The sequence below is a fragment of the Shewanella pealeana ATCC 700345 genome (genome assembly GCF_000018285.1).
GTDB lineage: Bacteria > Pseudomonadota > Gammaproteobacteria > Enterobacterales > Shewanellaceae > Shewanella > Shewanella pealeana.
Genome location: NC_009901.1, coordinates 2,383,894 through 2,405,140, shown reverse-complemented (window position 1 = coordinate 2,405,140; position 21,247 = coordinate 2,383,894). Strand labels below are relative to the sequence as shown.

Here is a 21,247-nt window from a genome sequence, read left to right as displayed (position 1 = left end):
TATTATTTAACCTCTATTCGGGCATTTTTCATCGCTTCTAGCAACAGACCATGAAACTCGGTAGAAAGTTCAGTCAAAGGTAAACGAATTGTTCCGTTGCTAATCAGTCCCATACGATGGACGGCCCATTTTACAGGGATTGGGTTAGCTTCGCAAAACAAGACACTAAACAACTCTTTAATTGACTCTTCAGCCGAAAGTGCCGCAGAGACATCCCCGCTAAGAGCCGCATCGCACATGGCTTTAAACTGTTTTGGTACGATATTGTTCGCTACAGAAATAACGCCATTACCACCTAATGAGAGAAACTCTCTTGCAGTCGCATCATCACCGCTATAAAGAAGGAAGTCGTCACCACATAGGTTACGTAGCTCTTTTACGCGGGAAAGATCACCCGTAGCCTCTTTAACACCTATGATGTTTTTAATACCAACAAGCTGAGCGACGGTTTCAGGGCGCATATCGACAGCGGTTCTGCCAGGAACGTTATAAAGGATTTGCGGTACATCGGTACTGGCCGCAACCGCAGTATAATGTGCAATAAGCCCCTTTGGCGTTGGCTTATTGTAATAAGGTGTCACACCTAACATGGCAGCTACACCGACATTAGATAGACCTTTAGTTAACTCGACTGCTTCGGCGGTGGCATTTGCACCATTACCACCAATAATTGGAATTCTGCCCGCAGCAAACTTTACCGTTTGCTCAACAACAGCAATATGTTCTTTAGCTGGTAATGTAGCTGATTCACCAGTTGTGCCTACAGCAACGATGGCATCTGTACCTTGGGCGATATGGTACTCAACTAAACTTTCAAGACTTTTATAATCAACTGTGCCGTCACTATTCATTGGCGTGACTAAGGCAACGATGCTTCCGTATATCATGTGTATTCCCCAAGGGTTCAGGACAGGCTATGGTACTGATGCAATCCACTAAAAACAAGCACTACGACGCAAGACTTAAGCATATTCATCATCAAGTTGAAACATATTAAATATGTAACAAGATCACAATGACAAGGGTCGCAATCTGATTAACTTGTGATAGCATTAGCCACCGCAAAGAAAACCGTTATTTATTTGACGCTTTTTTTAAAGTCTAACTAATAAGAAAATGGGGTATTGAATGTCCAATCACTTGGTCGTTACTGCAATGGGGCTCGACCGTCCTGGTATTGTAAGTAAATTTGCACGACTCGCGAGTGAGTGTGACTGCGATATCGTTGATAGTCGCATGGCACTTTTTGGTAACGAATTTACCTTGATTATGATGCTTTCAGGCTCATGGCCATCTATCACTAAGATAGAATCGACATTACCTAGCTTAAGTGTTGAGTTAGAATTATTGACAGTGATGAAGCGCACTTCAAAGCATACACCGCAAAATTACATCTCTAATTTAGAAGTTAACTTCAGCGGTCTCGATCAACGTGGCACGATGAAAAAGATCACCCAGTTCTTGGCTGACCGCTCCTTAGACCTCGCCGCGGTAAAGTCGCATGCTGAAGCTGACGCAACGGGTAGACCGACACAAAATATCAGCCTAACCATTAATGTGCCGGAAAAAGTCGACCTAGATAAGTTAGAAATTGGTTTAAATGAATTGGCTGATGAATTATCACTAGAATGTGCCATTGAGCGTATGCAAGGTGTCGAAAGCTAAACTTTATTAAGGATAACAATATGAAAACCTTAACCGTTGGCGAACAAGCGCCGCTATTTACACTACAAAACCAAAGAGATGAAACAGTCAGTTTGGCTGAGGCCTTAAAATCTGGTCCAGTACTCGTTTATTTCTACCCAAAAGCCTCTACCCCGGGTTGTACTGTACAGGCCTGTGGTCTTAGGGACAGTAAACAAGATCTCAACGATTTGTCTGTGACAGTGTTAGGTCTAAGTCCAGATCCAGTTGCAAAGCTTGCAAAGTTTTCCGATAAGCAAGAGCTAAACTTCTCACTTCTGAGTGATGAAGATCATGCTATTGCCGATGCATTCGGAGTCTGGGGAGAAAAGAAGTTCATGGGCAAGATCTACGATGGCATTCATCGTCAGAGCTTCCTAATTGGGCAAGATGGCAAAGTCGCTCATGTGTTTAATAAATTTAAGACTAAAGACCATCACGAGGTCGTACTCGCACATCTAAAGAGTCAATAATGTCTAGTCCTAAAATAGGTTGACGGTTTTTATTAAGCCAGTTGGAACTCCCGACTGGCTTTTTTATGTACTTCATTAGGGGTTTTCATCCCTAAACTAAGATGCGGCCTTAAATGGTTATAAGTCTCTATCGACTCTTTGATTAACATATCGAGCTCCTTCATCGTACGGCAGCGATAAAGCAAAAACTCGTGCTTCAAAATCCCATTAACCCGCTCTGCAAGTGCATTTTGGTAGCAGTCATATCCATCTGTCATGGACGGAGTAATACCATTTGCCGCTAACGTCTCCTGGTACTCAGCTGAGCAGTACTGCATCCCTCTATCTGAGTGGTGAATGGCATCGCCTGTTGTCTGACGATTCTTTATCGTCATATTCAATGCTTTGACCACGTCACAAGCTTTCATTTCATGGCTTAACTCATATCCCATTATCTTTCTTGAGTACGCATCTGTTACCAGAGACAAATAGTGCGTCCCCTCATCTGATTTCACGTAGGTGATATCGCTAACGAGCACCTCTTCAACACGCTTGACCGCTCTGTCTTTTAGTAAGTTGGGATACTTTCTTAGCCAGTGATGGCTATTGGTCGTTTTAGTGTAATTTTTTCTGGGTTTTACCAGCATATTTTGTTGCTTCAAATACTGAAATAACCCATCTCTACCGAGCTTTATCCCTTGTTCTATCAGTTGTGGCTTGATGAGCTGGTAGAGCTTGCGCGTCCCCACTCTAGGCATAAACTGGCGCCAATACATGACCATCTTCATCACAGGTTTAAGCGTTTCAGCTTTTGCCGTTCTGCGTTGTTTCCATTGATAAATTGCTTGTCTAGATAAGTTGAACTGCCGACTCGCTGTGGCTAACTTTATGGTGCCTTTTACTTTGGCGAACCAGAGCGTTCGGCTAAGTACTTTTTTTCTAAATCGATGCCGTATTCGTTTTTAAGCAACTCGACCATATCGCCATAAATCATGTTTTTCATTTCTAGATTAGAGACTTGCTTCTCCAATCGCTTAATTTTCTGGGCTGGCGTTTCTTTAGATTTAGACATAGGAGAGTGCTCAATAGGCTGGGACCAGTCTAATCTACCATGCTTTCGTAACCATGTAAGGACGGTACTTCTTCCTTGGATACCATAGTGGTCTTGAGCTTGCTTATAGGTCAGCTCGCCTTTTTCTACTTGGCTGACGACGGCTAATTTAAAGCCTAATGTGTAATCACGCTGAGTACGTTTATTGCTGATAGAACCTGAAGGTTTCATAGATAAGTCTCCAATGTGTCAACTTATCTCAGGACGGGACATAACCTTGATCGAAAAAAGGAGCCAATTGGCTCCTTTTTTTATCCAACATATGGATAGATTAACGCTGCAGCGATTGACCACATGGTGATACAAATAAATCTATCTAAGTAACACCAAGCCTTTGGCTTTTTAAAGACAGGGCTTAAATATTTTGCGCCTAGACTTAAACTAAAAAACCAAACGAAAGAAGCCAATACTGCACCAGCTCCAAACCATTGCTTTTCTGTTCCTTCAAACTGTACGCTAATGCTACCGAGTAGAACCACGGTATCCAGATAGAGATGAGGGTTTAACAAACTAATTGCCAAAGTAGTTAACACAGCCTTCTTTAAACTATCAGCCGCCAGCGCTTCCTCACTTTCCATTCTCGATTCGCTAAATGAAGACTTTAGCGCTCCGTAACCGTAAATAATCAGAAAAAGCGCTCCGCCAATACTGGCGATATCTTTAATCAATGGAAAGGCTAAAATTAGATGACCTAACCCTGCAACACCAGCGGTTATCATAATCGCATCGATAAATGAACAAATAGCTGCAATAGGCAAAGAATGAGACCGCCTAAGCCCTTGTTTTAAAACAAATGCATTTTGTGCACCCACTGCCATAATTAGGCTTCCGCCTATTCCCATACCTTGAATAAATGCTGTTTGCATGTTTGCCTCAAAACGAGCTTAATTTCGATGGCGCAAGCATAGTCGGCAGCCAAAAATAAGTACAACTAATAAATCTAATAATGTATAAGTAAAGCTTATCTCACATATTTTTATAACTAGGAGCAAAGATGTTTGACTACGCCCACCTCAAAGCACTATCCATTGTCGTGTCTCAAGGAGGATTTGATAAGGCAGCTCAACATCTGTATATCAGTCAATCTGCGGTTTCTCAAAGGATCAAGCAACTAGAAGATAAGGTTGGTCAGGCGCTATTGGTGAGATCAAACCCTGTCAGAGCCACTGAAACGGGTAAACGGCTTCTCAGACATTATGCACAAGTGCAATTACTTGAAAGCGAACTTCGCTCTGAAATGGACGTAGATGATCCCTCCCTTCCTACCATTGTTAAGATTGCAGTCAATGCGGATAGCCTAGCTACCTGGTTTCTACCAGCATTAACTCAGACATTTAAGCAGCATAAGTGGCTGCTAGAACTGGTTGTCGATGATGAGGCTTATACCCACCATCTACTCAAAAATGGCGAAGCTGTTGGCTGTGTTACGACCACACAACTGGCGCTGTCGGGCTGTAGCAGTGAGTTCCTCGGTAATATTGAATATCAATGTGTAGCGACGCCTAGCTTTATTGAGCAATATTTTAGCTCTGACGTGCCCTTAGATGACATTTCTCATGCGCCAGCAGTGGTGTTCTCAACTAAAGACAAGCTGCATGATAAGTTCCTTAGTTTCTATTTTGACATTAATGACAAGAGTTGGCGTGAACATAAAATCCCCTCTTCCGAAAGTTTTCTTGAAGCCATTAAGATGGGATTAGGCTATGGGTTAGTCGCACATTTGCAGGCCAAGCCATTGTTAGATTCAGGCGAATTAGTAGAAATCTTTCCTCACAAAAGAATGCAAGTACCATTGTATTGGCAACACTGGAACATTAAGGCCAAACAAACCAGCATTATTTACCGAGCTTTAGCTATGAGCGCCAAGGAGCAGTTATTCCCCTAGGTCGCTCTGGGGTAAGGATTAAAATTCTGAAGAAGGTGGCTTTGCCCATGTGTTACAAAATAGACTCCCTAAAAGGGAGCTTTCCTACCGTGCGTTAACAAGACGCCGTAAATATATCCCTATAGGCTCTACTAAATCACTGACTGCCATGGATTGGCGGAAATGCCAACAAATGTAGGGAACATTTGTAGCCCTGATTTAGAAGCTTGTATCGCACCATTAGCAAAGCTCACGTATCACTTGAGTTAATAAGCTATGTTTAAATGAACTTATAAGCCGTGTATCGCATGGATGCTAAGCTCGCCTCCATGGACACTTTCTTTTCAAACAAAAGTCGGCGTGCTTATAAGTCGTTAAACATTGCCTTACTCCGCAATGCCATTGAACGTACTTCAGGCAGAGCCTAATTGATGATAACGGCCCCTACTGAAGTAGGTGGTTTAGGGCTAAAAATAAAAAGGGGGCACTAGCCCCTTTCTACTGAGTGAAACTAGTCTATTTCACTTCGGGTAACGCTTTATTGTCTGATGCTTCAATTTTCTGTTCATCTGGATTATTGGGTACCGGCCAGGCATTAATAACGGCCTTAACTAATGAGGCTAATGGAATCGCAAAAAAGACTCCCCATACCCCCCATAACCCGCCAAATATCAGCACTGCGGCAATAATGAATACAGGGTGCAAATCGACCGCATCGGAGAATAGAAGTGGCACTAGCACATTACCATCTAATGCTTGGATGATGCCGTACCCCACCATAAGGTAACCAAATTCAGGACTAAAGCCCCACTGAACAAATGCCACGAGTGCGATAGGGAGTGTCACAAGTGTGGCACCGACATAGGGGATTAACACAGACAATCCGGTTAACACTCCCAACAAGGCTGCATAGCGCAAGTCCATCAAGGCAAAGAAAATATAGCTGGCCACACCTATGATAACTATCTCGATTATTTTGCCTCGGATGTAATTAAAGATCTGTTGGTGCATCTCATTCCATACTTTACGAGCTAAATCTCTGTTAGTGGGAAAGAAACGCTTACTGCCTTTAATCAATTCATCTTTATCTTTTAAAAAGAAGAAAACTAGCAAGGGGATTAGAATCACGTAGACCATCAGCACCAATAATGAGGCTGAATATCCTAAGAGCTGTTTACCAATATCGAGTAGATGTTGGGTATCTAACATCTTCTTAAGCTCCGCAACCATGGTATCTAGCTGACTTGGATTCACAAACTGGGGATATTTATTAATATAAAGTTGAGCGGTATGGAGCCCTTTGTCGATCATACTCGGCAAATCGGCCATCAAGCTCACTCCTTGACGCCAAACACTCGGTACGAGGCCAAAACTAATTAACAGCATTAAACCGATAAACAGTACAAGAACTAATGAAGCGGCAGTGGTGCGGTTGATGCCTATTCGAGCCATTTGGGCTACGGGCCATTCCAATAAAAATGCCAGTACAAGTGCAATCAATAGAGGTGCTAATAAGCCACCAGCAAAGTAGATTGCGAGGGCAAAGCCCATTAAGATAAGCATTAAGGTTACAGCTTGCGGATCACTAAAACGGTCTTTATACCAACGGCTTAAAACAGATAACATTCATACTCCCTAGCTCGACGACCGTTTTAATCCTTTGCAGCCATCATTAAAATAATATTTCACTCACTGTAAAACTGTATAAAGTTTCTTTTACTTAGTCACTGTTATCGACAAGATGGTGTCACTATCTTCAACCACTGCATGACAAAAACCCGCTTTTTTCAAATAACGGGGAACATCTTGCCTAGAACCGCGGTCTGATAATACAACACGAATGCATTCACCTATTGCCAGTTGCTTGAGTGCAAGCTTGACTTTAACCAAGGGTAACGGACAACGATATTGTGTTAAATCAATAATAATCATAATGAACTTGCTATAACTAATCTAAGGCTATTATCCTAATAAGCAACGCAAACCACAAGTAAGCATTATGGTTTGACAATAACAGAAGCATAGCCCAATTTAAGGATCCGCTTGAGTAAATTAACTTTTTCAAAATCCGTTATCGCTGGAGCCCTGTCTTTTATTTTATGCACTAGCTCTGCTGTTACTTATGCCAATAACGATTTACCTGACTTAGGTACTGCTGCTGTTAATACATTCAGTTTAGAAAAAGAAACTGAAGTAGGTGATGCCTATATGCGGGTGATCCGTGGCTCAGCCCCTATGCTCAACGACCCAGTTTTAAATCAATACCTTACTGAATTAGGTAATAAACTTGTTGCCCATGCTACAGGTGTAAAAACCCCTTTTTACTTTTTCTTATTAAGAAATGATGAAATTAACGCGTTTGCATTCTTTGGCGGACATGTTGGCGTGCATACGGGGTTATTTCTAAATGCTGACACAGAGAGTGAGCTTGCCTCGGTTATCGGTCACGAAATCACCCACGTTACCCAGCGTCACTTAGCGCGCTCTATAGAAGCGCAACAAAAAACCTCTCCAGCAACGATTGCAGGTATGTTAGGAGCTATTCTGTTAACCATTGCCTCTCCCCAAGCTGGCATGGCAGCATTAGCTACGACTCAGGCATTAGCGACTCAGTCTAAGATTAACTACACCCGCCTTCATGAAAAAGAAGCTGATCGTATCGGCATGCAAGTCATGGTTGATGCAGGGTTTGATCCCAATGGTGCTGCAGACTTTTTTGGTAAGCTGGCGACTCGATACCGATTTACGACTAAACCGCCACAAATGCTGTTAACGCATCCATTGCCCGAGTCACGTATATCAGAGGCTCGAATTCGCGCCGAACAATATCCACACCGACAAATACCCGATAATCTAAACTTCCAGCTTGCTAAGGCTCGAATTCAAGTAAGATTTTCTGGTTACAGTGAACAGGCAGCACTTTCTATTTTCGATAAGCAACTCAAACATCACCGCTATGCATTTAAGAGTGCTGCAGAGTATGGCAAGGCTTTAGCGCTATTTAGATTAAAGAAATACGCCGAATCTGAAAAGATTATCGATGAACTATTAGCCAAGAGCCCTAATAACCTGTTTTTTATCGATACTAAAACTGATCTCCTCAGCCAAAGAGGCGCTCAGAAAGAAGCTATTGAGCTGTTATTAACTCAAAAACAATTGAAGCCCACATCTCAAGTGGTCAATACCAACCTTGCCAATGTCTACATAGAAGATGATCAGATAAGCAAAGCCATTCCTCTGCTTGAGGACCTTATCTTTCTCGATAAGCAAAACCAATTACCCTATTTCTTATTAAATGAAGCATATAAAAAGAATGGTAATAAGGCGATGGAGTACTTTGTTAAGGCCGAGTCACTGGCGTTGATTGCTGATTATAAGACGGCTATCGATCAATTAAACTTCGCTTATCGTGAATCTAAAGATGACCCATTACAGTTAGCAAGAATCGAGGCACGGATCAGGCAGTTTAGACAAGCGGATCGCGCGCTAGAGCAATTACAATAACATCAGTTTCATTGTGACTATGATCACAAAATAAAGTATCATAGTCACAACTTTTAATAACAATAAATTGAATATGACAAGCGCTACTATTTATCACAATCCAAGATGTTCAAAAAGCCGCCAAACCTTGGCCTTATTAGAAGAAAGAAACTGTAATATTCATATCGTTGAATATTTGAAGACGCCAATTTCAAAAGGTGATATCACTGATATTTTAACCAAGTTGAAGCTCGCACCAAGAGAAATAATGCGCATTAAAGAGGCTGAGTATAAAGAGTTAGGCTTAAGTGATACCACTTTAACTGACGAGCAGTTAATTCAGGCTATGATCGATACACCAAAGCTTATTGAACGTCCTATTGTGTTAGCAAATAATAGAGCCGCAATCGGGCGACCACCAGAAAATGTTCTCTCTATTTTATAAGTGAGTCAAATCATGAACTCGACTACCCTATTTAAGCTGTGCCGCACGGGTTATGTGGCATTGGTCATGTTGTTAGGGGCATGGTTCATACGCCAAGGATTAACTGGCGAATATTCGATGCTATTTAGCCTGCTTTGGCTTGTGCCGCTACTTCTTCCTCTCAAAGGCATTATCACTGGCAAACCGTACACTTTTGCTTGGGCCAGTTTTATCCTATGTCTTTATATGTTGCATGCCCTCACCCTGGTTTATGTAACAGAAACTGACACATTATTTGCTGTAGTTGAGTCATTACTCATTGCAAGTTTACTGGTTGGCTTCCCTTTTTATGCTCGGATCCGGGGCCGAGAACTTGGGCTAGGTTTAAAGAAAAAGAAAAGCTAATCATCTAGAGTGAAGACGTCGCATAAGCCGCCTTCACTCTTCCCCCCCCTCCGGTTACTTACACCCCAAACAAAGCTGCAACACCTCGTTAAACTTCCCTTTGTTTACGCAACAAATCTCGTGATATATTGATTCATCAGAGTATAAAAATATAATAACGAAGGATAATTCTATGAAGCGTTCCTTATGCTGCATATTGATTAGTGCAATGGGGCTTACTGCATGCGGTGGTAGTAGTGACAGCTCGACTGAAAGCCCTGGTGACATCACTCCTCCACCAGTTGTACCTGATGGTTTAGTCCGCTGTGACACACAATTCCAGCTTGATCAAACCACAACCACTTCTGGCCTTGTGTTTCTTACTGAACCTAACTATAAATCCGGTCAGCCCGCTGCAATCATTGCAACACTCCAAGGAAAGCATGTCACTGAATATCAATTTAACTGGACTCAGACTGCTGGTTCAAAGCTCATTTTAAAAAGCAGCAAAAGCCCTGTTTTAGCATTTACAGCACACGATACAGGAAGCTACAAATTCGAAGTGACAGCTGTGGGCAGGCAGTCATCTTTTACACAATCAATTGAAATAAATGTTGAGGCTGGTAGTGATGTTCAAGTTTCTACACGTGTGGATCATCAGGTAACAGAAGGCAACTCGGTTAGCTTTAGAGTCGACACACCAGAAACTAACCCCCTTTCACAGATAAGCTGGTGTATTGCTGGCGGCCCAGCTCTTAATGTTGACATAAGTGCCCCAGAGAAAGCGTTATTCACCGCGCCTAATGTCGATGAAGACACGCTATCCACCCTCAGGGTTTCTGCGGTTATTAACGGTCAATCCGTGACAGATGATGTACATCTACTCATCACAAAAGAAGGTAGCATCACTTCACAATATTTTGATGAAAGAGTGGCTAAAACCTTTGCCTATAACCTCAGTTCGCCCTACAAAGATGACTTACAGCCATGTGTCTATTCCAATCAACTTCAACAAAGTTGCACTATATCCCGTCTGCCGCTAATCGGTCAGTTGGGGGGGATAAACAAGCAGGCGATATTAGACAGACTCTTAGTCTCTCATCATTGGATGGGAGAGAATTTCGAATACTTCCTTGAGAATTTAGATCCAAACAGCGATTTTGCCACCCTTTTACAGTCTGTCACTGCCATTGTAATTAGCTATGATGTACGTCCCTCATTTTACTGGGTTGTGACAGGCGCTATTTACTTAGATCCGAATGATCTTTGGTTACTTGCTGAAGAGCGTGACACCATAAATGAAGCACCTGATTACCGCAGTAGTTTTGGTAATGATTTAAACTTCTTAATGCCTTGGCGATATGTAAAGGACAATAATTACACTTCCTATGTTGTACCAAGAAGTGTACGTGCAGATCGAACAGCAGAGGAAATGATGCCTGACTTAGCCTCACTTCTCTATCATGAACTGGCACACGCAAATGACTTTTTCCCAAGGAGCGTACACACAAGCTTATCAGGCCCCACTCTACTCGATGACTATTTTCGTCGCAGCGATGCCAAACAGCTCGTTTCCGATCAACTTACGGCTTCCTACCCATTAAATAGTCAGGAAATGGCTAATTTAGCAGAGGTTAGTTTTAAAGGTGCGACGGCTAATGGAACCCAAAAGGCATACAATGCCGCCGATATCAGTAGTTTCTTTTCTCCTGATCGAGCCTCGGACTATTATGCCTACTCCACGACACGAGAAGATGCTGCAATGTTATTTGAAGAAGCCTTGATGAGTCACAGATATTCAATTCAACGGGATGTCGCGGTTACCGATAAACCTGAAAACCCAACTGGTAGCACTATTAACGTGGACTGGGGACAACGGGGCCGTATTGGCGATGCTAGTTTAGAGAGTCGAGCCGCATTTGTCATCAACCAGATGATGCCAGAGCTTAACGGCGCTGCGCTAGTCAATGGCTTACCAGAACCTATAGCAATGAAACAAGGGCTGTCTTGGTCTGAAAACTTAATGTTGTCCCCGTCGACCCAATCACAATTGAATCGAACCTCAGCTAGCGCTACTTTTACTCCAGAGATCCGCTTAAGTGGTGATAGACATGTTAAACCCGTAGATTAAGTCACTTTCGCTAACTTATCTCAGGACGGGACAATTATAGAAACGTAAAAGCCCAGATGCAGATCTGGGCTTTTTAGTTTGTGCTGAACCAATAACTACGCTTAGAGGCGCAGCATTTCTTTAATAAATGGAATAGTCAGTTTACGTTGATGAACCATGGAAGCTTTATCGAGCCTATCCAAAACATCAAACAGAGTTCTTAGATCTCTAGCCAAACGATTCAGTAGAAAACGTCCTACATCTTCTGGTAGTTGTAAGCCTCGCATCGCAGCTCGGCGTTGTAGCGCAGCAAGCTTTTCTTCATCAGCCATAGGCTGCAGCTGATAATTAAGCCCCCACTGCATGCGAGAGACAAGATCTGGCAAAGAAAAACCACTATCACTCGGTGATACACTCGCACTAACGACGAGCGAACAGGTCTTTTGTTCTGAAATTCGATTATAGAGATCAAATATCGCCTCTTCCCATAATGGGTGGCCAGCAATCGCATCGACATCATCGATACAGACTAAATCCAATTTTTCTAGGCCTTCTAATAAGGCGGTAGAAATACTCGCATGGATCCCCAGTGGAATATAAAAACTACTTCGACCAAGATCATTGGCGTGAGCGCAGGCAGCATGCATAAGGTGGGTGCGTCCTGATTTTTCAGGACCCCACAAAAACACAGCCCCATTAGATTTGCCTTCCGCGCACTCTTGTAAACTTTGAATAAGCTCATCATTACCCGTAGCAGGATAATAACTATTGAAGGTTTCATCATCAGGTAGATGAACTGGCAGTGATAATTGTAAAGGAGAGTTTGACTTCACTCAGGTACTTCTCAATGGCGCTATATTTCTATATTAGGCACACATGGTAGCATGTGTGCCTCTCGATTGGGAGCTATTGCCCTTTCCAATAATAGATCTGTATCTCTTTCTGAGATGCTTCTACCGGTTCAACAGGCGAATAACCTAAGTTTTGCTGAATATTTGACTCTACAGTCCCAACTTGAGGGTCGAGAGACATTAACCGATGAAGATCGGATTCATTGCCAAATAGTGCTAAATTAAACTCAACAGTCTGACCTTTAATACTGGCAATACTTGCTGATTTGATCGCACTTAACTGTGCTAGATAGCGCTCAATCACTACAAGCTGCTTTATATCTATCACATCAACAAATGCAATCTTGGTAGTATTACGCTCGCCAGAGTCTGCAATAGCGTACTGACCAACATAATATTCACTCGCCGCGGCAATCATAGCCGTAACGGCATCATCTATCGTAGCGCTCTCACCGCTAATATTAACCAGCGATGTCATCTGCAGCGCTTGCGGGTCTTTATCTCTAGGATAAAGACCCATCTGGTAGTGGTACACAGCCCCTTGCGGCTCAACAGTCGCCATTAAGAAATAATTAGCCTGATATCTTAGTGAGGCATTAGCAACGTTATCAGTAAAACGGCCTCGAACATCATTAACCCCAACCTTCATTGAATCATCTAGATCCATTAAAGGAAACAACAAAGGCACTCCTCGGCTTAATGACTCTGAATCGAAGGTTTTTCGACTAGAAGATGCCGACCCATCATTCAATATTTGTCTACCTCCATCTTCATTAATAACTAACCATACTAAGGTTAACGGCCGCTGCTTGCCCCAAACTGGTAGACCCGCTTCCCTAAGTAGACGAATGATACGTTTATGGTCAAAGTTGACTTTAAGAAACAACTCTCCATCATCTTCATAATAACCATACTGAGTCATTAATGAACTCGCATTTTGAAGCTGCTTTTGAATCAATGGATTAGTCAACGCAGCCTGAGTTCCTGAGTTTTTCATAATCACAACTTCAAAGGCTTGTTTGATACCTTGACTTCTAAGGGCTGTCGATCTGGACTCGATAGATACAGCACTTTCATCAAGCGAGTTAACATCTGCTGCATTAACAAATGTCGATAGACACGCAAGAAAGGGAAAGATGACAAAAAAACGTAAAGTGATTTTCAACATGTTTAAGATTCAAGGACGACTCAATAGGCAAAATTGTATCACATCTTTTATGCTTTTGGCCGAGTAAAAACCAATAGGCCCGGCAAAACCACTTGACATATTTTTGAAGCAACTCACACACCCACACACCTAAACCAGTTAGTATTGATAGGTTTACTTAAAATAAGAGATAGATAATGAAAAACCTAACAATGCCTTTGCAGGGAGCGCAAATGCTGTTTGTCGCCTTTGGTTCCTTAGTATTGATGCCTTTACTGACAGGCTTAGATACCAACGTTGCACTATTTACCGCTGGCATAGGTACCCTAATATTCCAATTGATCACTAAACGTCAAATCCCAATCTTTTTAGCGTCCTCTTTCGCTTTCATCGCGCCGATTATGTACGGCGTACAAACTTGGGGAATTCCATCTACCATGGGTGGCTTAATGGCTGCTGGTATTGTTTATGTAATTTTAGCTTCAGTAGTTAAAGTCAGAGGTGGTGGATTCATAAAGCGCTTACTGCCTCCAGTTGTCGTAGGCCCCGTCATTATTGTTATTGGTTTAGGCTTAGCGCCTGTCGCCGTTAACATGGCAGTCGGCAAGAGTGGCGATGGTGGCCTGGTTCTTGTTGAACAAAATGTGGCACTCTTTATATCACTAGCCTCACTTTTCACTACTATAGCCGTAGCCATTTTCGCTAAAGGAATACTGAGGTTGATGCCAATTCTTGCTGGTATTTCTGTCGGTTACGGATTAAGTCTCGCGTATGGTATTGTTGACTTTACCCCAGTAAGAGACGCGGCTTGGTTGGCGATGCCAAACTTCGTAGCTCCAGAGTTTAACTGGCATGCCATTCTATTTATGATCCCTGTCGCAATAGCACCGGCAGTCGAGCACATTGGCGATATTCTCGCTATCTCTAACGTAACAGGAAAAGATTATCTTAAAAAACCAGGATTACACCGCACTCTAGCGGGTGACGGCGTTGCGACGATTGCAGCTTCAGCGTTCGGTGGACCACCTAATACAACGTATAGTGAAGTCACCGGAGCCGTCACTCTGACCAAGAACTTTAACCCTGTAGTCATGACTTGGACGGCGATTACAGCCATCCTATTCTCTTTCGTTGGTAAGCTTGGCGCGCTACTACAAACCATTCCTGTACCTGTTATGGGGGGTATCATGTGCCTACTGTTTGGTTCGATTGCAGCTGTAGGTCTTAATTCTTTAATTAAGAACAATGTTGACATGAATGAGCCACGAAACTTAAGTATTGTGGGTGTCACATTGGTATTCGGTATCGGTGGAATGGCATTCGGTATCGGTTCATTCAGTCTAACGGGTATTAGCCTATGCGGTATCCTAGCGATCGTAATGAACCTGTTGCTACCTGACAACGCCGCGTCACATGAAAAGATTATCAGTGAGAAAGTTAATCCTCCTTCATAATTAAGTCCTAAATATAGGACACATTTCTGGACGAGATATACCTAAAAAAAGCCCCTATTGGTAAACCAATAGGGGCTTTTTATTCGCTAAAACTTTTACAGGATAAAGCTTTACCCTTGATCGTCTTCAGTCTTATATTTAGCAGCAGTTTCTTTGATTAGCGTTTGTAACTCACCCTTCTGGTACATTTCAGTCAGAATGTCACAACCACCGATCAACTCGCCTTCAACCCATAGCTGCGGGAACGTTGGCCAGTTAGCATATTTTGGTAATTCGGCGCGGATATCTGGGTGCTGAAGGATATCAACGAAAGCAAATTGCGCTTCGCAGTTGATCATGATCTGCGCTACCTGAGATGAAAAGCCACAGCTTGGTAACTTTGGTGAGCCTTTCATGTAAACGATAATTGGGTTTTCGGCAATTTGCTGCTTGATTTTTTCTACAGTTTCCATTTTTCATTCCTGATTAAAACATCATTACAATCGCACCATTGTACGTCAGTATTTAGCAGAACAAAAACCTACTTTTAAAAGGGGCAATAAGTAATAGAAATAATCGATTAAGATAATCGGTCATTTTGAATAAACAATGATACACTTCACAAGTTTATTAGGTAAAATGTTTCGCAGTGAGCAAGAACGCACAAAATAACAAACTAGAGTTAACGGAGAAAACTAATGGCTTTTGAATTACCAGCATTACCTTACGCAAAGAACGCACTTGAGCCACACATCTCGGAAGAAACAATTAACTTTCATTACGGTAAGCACCACAACACTTACGTTGTTAAGCTTAACGGTTTAGTTGAAGGTACTGAACTTGAGCAAAAGAGCCTAGAAGAGATTATTAAAACCTCTACTGGTGGTATCTTTAACAACGCAGCTCAAATCTGGAATCACACTTTCTACTGGAACTGTCTATCACCAAATGGTGGAGGTGAAGCAACTGGTCCTGTAGCAGAAGCTATCATTGCTGCATTTGGCTCATTTGAAGCATTTAAGGCACAGTTCACTGATTCTGCAGTAAACAACTTCGGTAGCGCTTGGACATGGCTTGTCAAAAATGCAGACGGCACTGTCGCTATTGTTAATACTAGCAACGCTGCAACACCTCTTACAGATGAAGGCGTGACGCCAATCATGACTGTTGACGTGTGGGAACACGCTTACTACATCGATTACCGTAACGTACGCCCAGACTATCTAGCTCACTTTTGGCAATTAGTTAACTGGGATTTTGTGAATGCAAACTTCGCAGCTTAATCAATAAATACCGCAAAAATTAACAAGGAGCCTTATGGCTCCTTTTTTATTATATTTTTCTAATCCAAACTTTTATATCAAGTGCAACTATTGCAAATGCAACTATTTCTTATTGTTTTTATTTGGTTTTTTACAACACAGGTCTCATTTAACGTCTAACATTAAAGGTAGGAGGTGATGATTATTTACCTCCTTTCTTACCAATTTTGCGTTTCAGGGGGCCGATTATGAGTATATTTGAGCATTACCAACAGCGCTATGAGAAGAAGCTAGATGAAGAGTATTCATTAGAAGACTTCTTAGCGATATGTAAAAAAGACAGAAGTGCGTACGCTTCGGCGGCTGAGCGCTTATTGATGGCAATAGGTGAGCCAGAGCTTGTCGACACTTCTAAAGATCCTGTTCTCAGTCGATTATTTTCCAACCGTCTTATCTCACGCTATCCCGCATTTAAAGATTTTTACGGCATGGAGGAAGCCATAGAGCAGATCGTCGCCTATCTAAAACACTCAGCTCAAGGGCTGGAGGAATCAAAACAGATCCTTTATTTACTTGGACCTGTTGGCGGTGGTAAATCATCACTTGCAGAAAAACTCAAAGCATTAATGCAAAATGTACCCGTTTACGTACTTACCGCCGATGGGGTTCGCAGCCCTGTTAATGACCATCCATTCTGTCTATTTAACATTGATGAAGATGGCGAAATTCTAAAACATGAATACAATATTCCTGATCGTTACCTTAAAACCATCATGTCTCCTTGGGCAGTTAAACGCCTGCATGAGTTTGGTGGTGATATCTCCAAGTTCAAAGTAGTCAAAGTTTATCCCTCGATTCTCGATCAGTTAGCAATTGCAAAAACAGAGCCTGGGGATGAAAATAACCAAGATATTTCTTCATTGGTGGGTAAGGTCGACATCCGACAATTAGAGCACTTTGCCCAGCATGACGCAGACGCCTATTCCTATTCAGGAGCCTTGTGCCGTGCCAACCAAGGCCTAATGGAGTTCGTCGAGATGTTTAAGGCGCCGATTAAAGTCTTACACCCTCTATTAACTGCAACGCAGGAGGGGAATTATAACGGTACCGAGGGACTATCGGCTCTACCTTATAGTGGTATTATTCTCGCGCACTCTAACGAGTCTGAGTGGACAACATTCAGAAATAACAAAACTAACGAAGCATTTTTAGACCGAGTCTACATTGTTAAGGTCCCCTACTGCCTCAGAATGTCTGAAGAAGTCAGAATTTACCAAAAGCTACTGGCAAACTCAGAGCTTGCTAATACCCCCTGTGCACCTGGCACATTAGAAACTTTGGCTCAATTTAGTGTGTTGTCCAGAGTCATCGCACCGGAAAACTCCTCTATTTATTCCAAGATGCGCGTGTACGATGGTGAAAGCTTAAAAGATACAGATCCTAAAGCTAAATCCTATCAAGAGTACCGTGATTATGCTGGGGTCGATGAAGGCATGCAGGGCTTGTCTACTCGTTTTGCATTTAAGATCCTCTCGAGAGTATTTAATTTTGATCACACCGAGATTGCAGCTAATCCAGTTCATTTGTTCTATGTCTTAGAGCGTCAAATCGAGCAAGAGCAGTTCCCGAGCGAAATGGCTGAGCGATACCTTGAGTTTTTAAAAGGCTACCTCATTCCTAAGTATGTAGAATTTATCGGTAAAGAGATCCAAACTGCCTATTTAGAATCTTACTCTGAATATGGACAAAATATTTTTGACCGTTACGTTACCTATGCAGACTTCTGGATCCAGGACCAAGAGTATCGAGACCCAGAAACCGGTCAGCTTTTCGATAGAGCGGCTCTCAATTCTGAGTTGGAAAAAATTGAAAAACCAGCAGGGATCAGTAATCCAAAGGATTTCAGGAACGAGATTGTTAACTTCGTACTACGTGCCCGAGCAAATAACGAAGGGACAAATCCCTTGTGGACAAGCTATGAGAAGCTCAGAACCGTCATAGAAAAGAAAATGTTCTCTAATACAGAGGACCTATTACCGGTCATCTCTTTCAATGGCAAAACCTCAACGGACGATCAACGTAAACACGATGACTTTGTCAATCGTATGATGGAAAAAGGCTACACCCAAAAACAAGTAAGGCTACTTTCAGAATGGTATTTGAGAGTAAGAAAGTCTTCTTAGAAAGCCCAAAGGGGGAGATCCTCTCCCCTTCTATTTGGCTAGGAGGTGCGCATGACAAGTTTTATTGATAGAAGGCTTAACTCTAAGGGCAAAAGTACCGTAAATAGACAGCGCTTTATTAACCGCTATAAAAAGCAGATAAAAAAGGCTGTTAGTGACGCCGTCACCCATCGAAGTGTTACCGATGTCGATAAGGGTGAAAAGATCAGTATTCCGACAAGAGATATTAGCGAACCCACTTTTCACCATGGTAATGGTGGTGCACGGGAGCGAGTCCATCCAGGTAATGATAAGTTTGCTCGTGGAGATCAAATTGAGCGCCCACCTTCAGGTCAAGGCCAAGGTGCGGGGCAAGGTGAAGCGTCTAATTCAGGTGAAGGCCAAGATGACTTTGTGTTTCAGATCTCAAAAGATGAGTATTTAGAACTACTATTTGAAGATCTAGAACTCCCTAACCTCCAGAACAATCGCTTAAATAAATTAGTTGAATATCAGGTGTATAGAGCTGGTTTCACTAATGATGGCGTGCCCGCAAATATTAATATTGTACGCTCACTGCGTTCATCTCTTGCTCGCAGGACCGCGATGACCTCCAGCAAGAAAGCAAAGTTAAAAACCCTTGAGGAGGAACTTTCTCAACTTGAAAACACTCCCGGCTCTCAAGCCGAGCGGATCTTGGCGCTCAAGGAGGAAATTGCAGATTTAAAACAACGTATTAAAAAGGTGCCGTTTATCGATACCTTCGACCTACGTTATAACAATTTCGCTAAACGTGAGGTACCTTCGAGCCAGGCTGTTATGTTTTGCTTAATGGATGTATCAGGTTCCATGGACCAAGCAACTAAAGACATGGCAAAACGATTCTATATTCTACTCTATCTTTTTTTAACTAGAACCTACAAGAATCTAGAGGTTGTGTATATCCGCCATCATACCCAAGCTAAGGAAGTTGATGAGCACGAGTTTTTCTACTCTCAAGAAACTGGTGGCACCATAGTATCGAGTGCGCTTAAATTAATGCATGAGATACAAAAGAAACGTTACCCAGAGAGTGAATGGAATATCTATGCTGCGCAGGCTTCCGACGGGGATAATTGGGCTGATGACTCGCCTTCTTGCCATGAGCTCTTAGAAAAGCAGTTACTCCCAGTCGTTCGCTATTTTAGTTATATCGAGATCACTAACCGCGCTCACCAAACGCTCTGGCGCGAATATGAAGATTTGCAGAAGTCTCATAATAATATTGCTGTACAACATATAAAACAGGAACAAGATATTTATCCTGTGTTTAGAGAGCTATTTAAGAAGCAGGCTGTTTAGGGGGCGATTATGGACAATCAAAAAAAGAGAACACCATTAGACGATGGTCCAGATTGGAACTTCGACTTATTACAGAGTTATCTAACCGAAATAGAACGGGTTGCAGACTTTTATCGCTTAGATGCCTACCCGAATCAAATTGAAGTCATTACGGCAGAACAGATGATGGACGCCTATGCAGGTATAGGGATGCCGATCGGTTACACCCACTGGTCTTTCGGTAAGCGTTTTATCGAGACCGAGCAAGGTTATAAACGCGGCCAAATGGGATTAGCTTATGAAATAGTCATTAATTCAGATCCTTGTATCGCCTATTTAATGGAAGAAAACACTATTACGATGCAAGCACTCGTGATGGCCCATGCGAGTTTCGGCCATAATAGCTTTTTTAAAGGTAATTACCTTTTTAAGACTTGGACCGATGCCAGCTCAATTATTGACTATCTAGTATTCGCCCGAAATTATATCAGTGAGTGCGAAGAGCTTTATGGGATTAATAAAGTTGAGAGTGTAATCGACTCTTGTCATGCGCTTATGAGTTACGGCGTCGATCGATATAAGCGCCCTAGTGAGATTTCATTTAAAGAAGAGAAGATGCGCCAAAAAGATAGAGAGGCATACCTTCAGAGTCAAGTGAATGAACTATGGCGTACGATTCCAGATCTCCCGCAAGAGGAAGCAAAAGAAGAAACAATACGCTTTCCGTCTGAACCACAAGAAAACATTCTTTACTTTATCGAAAAGAATGCACCACTACTTGAGCCTTGGCAGCGTGAGATCGTGCGAATCGTGAGGAAAATGGGCCAATACTTCTATCCACAAAAACAAACCCAAGTAATGAATGAGGGGTGGGCGACATTTTGGCACTATACCATCCTCAATCACCTTTATGATGAAGGCTTGGTGACAGACCGATTTATGCTTGAGTTTTTACAAAGTCATACTAACGTAGTAGCGCAACCTAACTATAACAGTCCTCATTACAGTGGTATTAACCCCTATGCTCTGGGCTTTAATATGTTCGTTGATATTAGACGGATCTGTGAAAACCCAACTGACGAAGATAAGGAGTGGTTCCCGGAAATTGCCGGAAGCGATTGGCTCACGACGCTACACTTTGCTATGGAAAACTTCAAAGATGAAAGTTTTATTAGCCAATATTTGTCACCGAATATCATTAGGCAGTTTAAACTTTTCTCAGTATTAGATGATGACAGGAAAAACCATATTAGTGTGTCGGCAATTCACGATGAGGAGGGATATAAAGAGATAAGACAGAAACTCTCCCAGCAATATAACCTGTCAAACTTAGAGCCTAATATTCAAGTACAGAATGTCGAGGTCACTGGAGATCGTTCTATTACCTTAAGATATATACCTAACGCTAGGATCCCTCTTGCAGAAACTTGCCACGAAGTCGTCAAACATCTACATCGACTATGGGGATTTGATGTAAAGCTTGAGCAGTGTGATGAAAATAAGTCGCATATCATCGCATCTTGCCCAGAAAAAACTGAAGCCTAAACACACAAAACCTGTT

At 42.3% G+C, this 21,247-nt stretch carries 20 protein-coding genes; 12 read left to right on the top strand and 8 right to left on the bottom strand.

Annotated elements, in window-relative coordinates:
* Nucleotides 1-2: 2 nt before the first annotated feature.
* Nucleotides 3-887, bottom strand: coding sequence for a 4-hydroxy-tetrahydrodipicolinate synthase (gene dapA, locus SPEA_RS10390; RefSeq protein ID WP_012155218.1), 885 nt, complete (start codon nucleotides 885-887; stop codon nucleotides 3-5).
* A gap of 241 nt (nucleotides 888-1,128) precedes the next feature.
* On the opposite strand from dapA, the gene SPEA_RS10385 reads away from it, so the two are divergent.
* Nucleotides 1,129-1,665, top strand: a complete 537-nt coding sequence (locus SPEA_RS10385) for a glycine cleavage system transcriptional repressor (RefSeq protein ID WP_012155217.1) — start codon at nucleotides 1,129-1,131, stop codon at nucleotides 1,663-1,665.
* A gap of 20 nt (nucleotides 1,666-1,685) precedes the next feature.
* A complete protein-coding gene (bcp, locus tag SPEA_RS10380; protein ID WP_012155216.1) occupies nucleotides 1,686-2,156 on the top strand; it encodes a thioredoxin-dependent thiol peroxidase in 471 nt (156 codons plus the stop codon).
* Nucleotides 2,157-2,188: 32 nt separating this feature from the next.
* Here the strand turns inward: bcp and SPEA_RS10375 are convergent.
* Together SPEA_RS10375 and SPEA_RS10365 are read right to left on the bottom strand one after the other, a co-directional pair.
* Nucleotides 2,189-3,417 (bottom strand): IS3-like element ISSpe3 family transposase gene (locus SPEA_RS10375; protein ID WP_086024290.1). Its coding sequence is split into 2 segments (ribosomal slippage): nucleotides 2,189-3,066 and nucleotides 3,066-3,417, totalling 1,230 coding nucleotides; the frame shifts between segments, so codons are not numbered across the junction.
* 80 nt (nucleotides 3,418-3,497) lie between these two features.
* Entirely contained in the window at nucleotides 3,498-4,112 is a 615-nt protein-coding gene (locus tag SPEA_RS10365; protein ID WP_012155215.1) for a LysE/ArgO family amino acid transporter, read from the bottom strand.
* A 128-nt stretch (nucleotides 4,113-4,240) separates the two neighbouring features.
* On the opposite strand from SPEA_RS10365, the gene SPEA_RS10360 reads away from it, so the two are divergent.
* A complete protein-coding gene (locus SPEA_RS10360) occupies nucleotides 4,241-5,131 on the top strand; it encodes a LysR family transcriptional regulator ArgP (RefSeq protein ID WP_012155214.1) in 891 nt (296 codons plus the stop codon).
* A gap of 495 nt (nucleotides 5,132-5,626) precedes the next feature.
* Here the strand turns inward: SPEA_RS10360 and SPEA_RS10355 are convergent, their stop codons facing one another.
* Together SPEA_RS10355 and SPEA_RS10350 are read right to left on the bottom strand one after the other, a co-directional pair.
* Nucleotides 5,627-6,736, bottom strand: coding sequence for an AI-2E family transporter (locus SPEA_RS10355; RefSeq protein ID WP_012155213.1), 1,110 nt, complete (start codon nucleotides 6,734-6,736; stop codon nucleotides 5,627-5,629).
* 90 nt (nucleotides 6,737-6,826) lie between these two features.
* A complete protein-coding gene (locus SPEA_RS10350; RefSeq protein ID WP_012155212.1) occupies nucleotides 6,827-7,042 on the bottom strand; it encodes a sulfurtransferase TusA family protein in 216 nt (71 codons plus the stop codon).
* 111 nt (nucleotides 7,043-7,153) lie between these two features.
* On the opposite strand from SPEA_RS10350, the gene bepA reads away from it, so the two are divergent.
* The 4 genes from bepA to SPEA_RS10330 all read left to right on the top strand — a co-directional run bounded on the left by bepA (nucleotide 7,154) and on the right by SPEA_RS10330 (nucleotide 11,532).
* Entirely contained in the window at nucleotides 7,154-8,614 is a 1,461-nt protein-coding gene (bepA, locus tag SPEA_RS10345; RefSeq protein ID WP_012155211.1) for a beta-barrel assembly-enhancing protease, read from the top strand.
* A 73-nt stretch (nucleotides 8,615-8,687) separates the two neighbouring features.
* Nucleotides 8,688-9,038: an arsenate reductase (glutaredoxin) gene (gene arsC, locus SPEA_RS10340; protein ID WP_012155210.1), complete on the top strand. Its 351-nt coding sequence runs from the start codon at nucleotides 8,688-8,690 to the stop codon at nucleotides 9,036-9,038.
* 12 nt (nucleotides 9,039-9,050) lie between these two features.
* Nucleotides 9,051-9,422, top strand: coding sequence for a DUF2069 domain-containing protein (locus tag SPEA_RS10335; protein WP_012155209.1), 372 nt, complete (start codon nucleotides 9,051-9,053; stop codon nucleotides 9,420-9,422).
* Nucleotides 9,423-9,594: 172 nt separating this feature from the next.
* Entirely contained in the window at nucleotides 9,595-11,532 is a 1,938-nt protein-coding gene (locus tag SPEA_RS10330; RefSeq protein WP_012155208.1) for a hypothetical protein, read from the top strand.
* Between the two features lie 101 nt (nucleotides 11,533-11,633).
* On the opposite strand, the gene hda is transcribed toward SPEA_RS10330, so the two are convergent.
* Nucleotides 11,634-12,344 (bottom strand): DnaA inactivator Hda, encoded by a 711-nt coding sequence (gene hda, locus SPEA_RS10325; RefSeq protein ID WP_012155207.1) that lies wholly within the window; start codon nucleotides 12,342-12,344, stop codon nucleotides 11,634-11,636.
* Nucleotides 12,345-12,417: 73 nt separating this feature from the next.
* On the bottom strand, nucleotides 12,418-13,530 hold the full coding sequence (locus SPEA_RS10320; RefSeq protein WP_012155206.1) for a DUF2066 domain-containing protein: 1,113 nt from the start codon (nucleotides 13,528-13,530) through the stop codon (nucleotides 12,418-12,420).
* Nucleotides 13,531-13,706: 176 nt separating this feature from the next.
* Here SPEA_RS10320 and SPEA_RS10315 point away from each other — a divergent pair, with 176 nt between their 5' ends.
* Complete coding sequence (locus SPEA_RS10315) at nucleotides 13,707-14,963, top strand: uracil-xanthine permease family protein (protein WP_012155205.1); 1,257 nt, start codon at nucleotides 13,707-13,709, stop codon at nucleotides 14,961-14,963.
* A 110-nt stretch (nucleotides 14,964-15,073) separates the two neighbouring features.
* Here SPEA_RS10315 and SPEA_RS10310 read toward each other — a convergent pair whose 3' ends face one another.
* Entirely contained in the window at nucleotides 15,074-15,415 is a 342-nt protein-coding gene (locus SPEA_RS10310) for a Grx4 family monothiol glutaredoxin (RefSeq protein WP_012155204.1), read from the bottom strand.
* 225 nt (nucleotides 15,416-15,640) lie between these two features.
* Here SPEA_RS10310 and sodB point away from each other — a divergent pair, with 225 nt between their 5' ends.
* The 4 genes from sodB to SPEA_RS10290 all read left to right on the top strand — a co-directional run bounded on the left by sodB (nucleotide 15,641) and on the right by SPEA_RS10290 (nucleotide 21,231).
* The gene (gene sodB, locus SPEA_RS10305) at nucleotides 15,641-16,225 is read left to right on the top strand and encodes a superoxide dismutase [Fe] (protein ID WP_012155203.1); all 585 of its coding nucleotides are present in this window, start codon (nucleotides 15,641-15,643) and stop codon (nucleotides 16,223-16,225) included.
* A 227-nt stretch (nucleotides 16,226-16,452) separates the two neighbouring features.
* Complete coding sequence (locus SPEA_RS10300; RefSeq protein WP_012155202.1) at nucleotides 16,453-18,387, top strand: PrkA family serine protein kinase; 1,935 nt, start codon at nucleotides 16,453-16,455, stop codon at nucleotides 18,385-18,387.
* A gap of 51 nt (nucleotides 18,388-18,438) precedes the next feature.
* The gene (locus SPEA_RS10295; protein ID WP_012155201.1) at nucleotides 18,439-19,707 is read left to right on the top strand and encodes a YeaH/YhbH family protein; all 1,269 of its coding nucleotides are present in this window, start codon (nucleotides 18,439-18,441) and stop codon (nucleotides 19,705-19,707) included.
* 9 nt (nucleotides 19,708-19,716) lie between these two features.
* Nucleotides 19,717-21,231 (top strand): SpoVR family protein, encoded by a 1,515-nt coding sequence (locus tag SPEA_RS10290; RefSeq protein WP_012155200.1) that lies wholly within the window; start codon nucleotides 19,717-19,719, stop codon nucleotides 21,229-21,231.
* The last annotated feature ends 16 nt before the right edge of the window (nucleotides 21,232-21,247 follow it).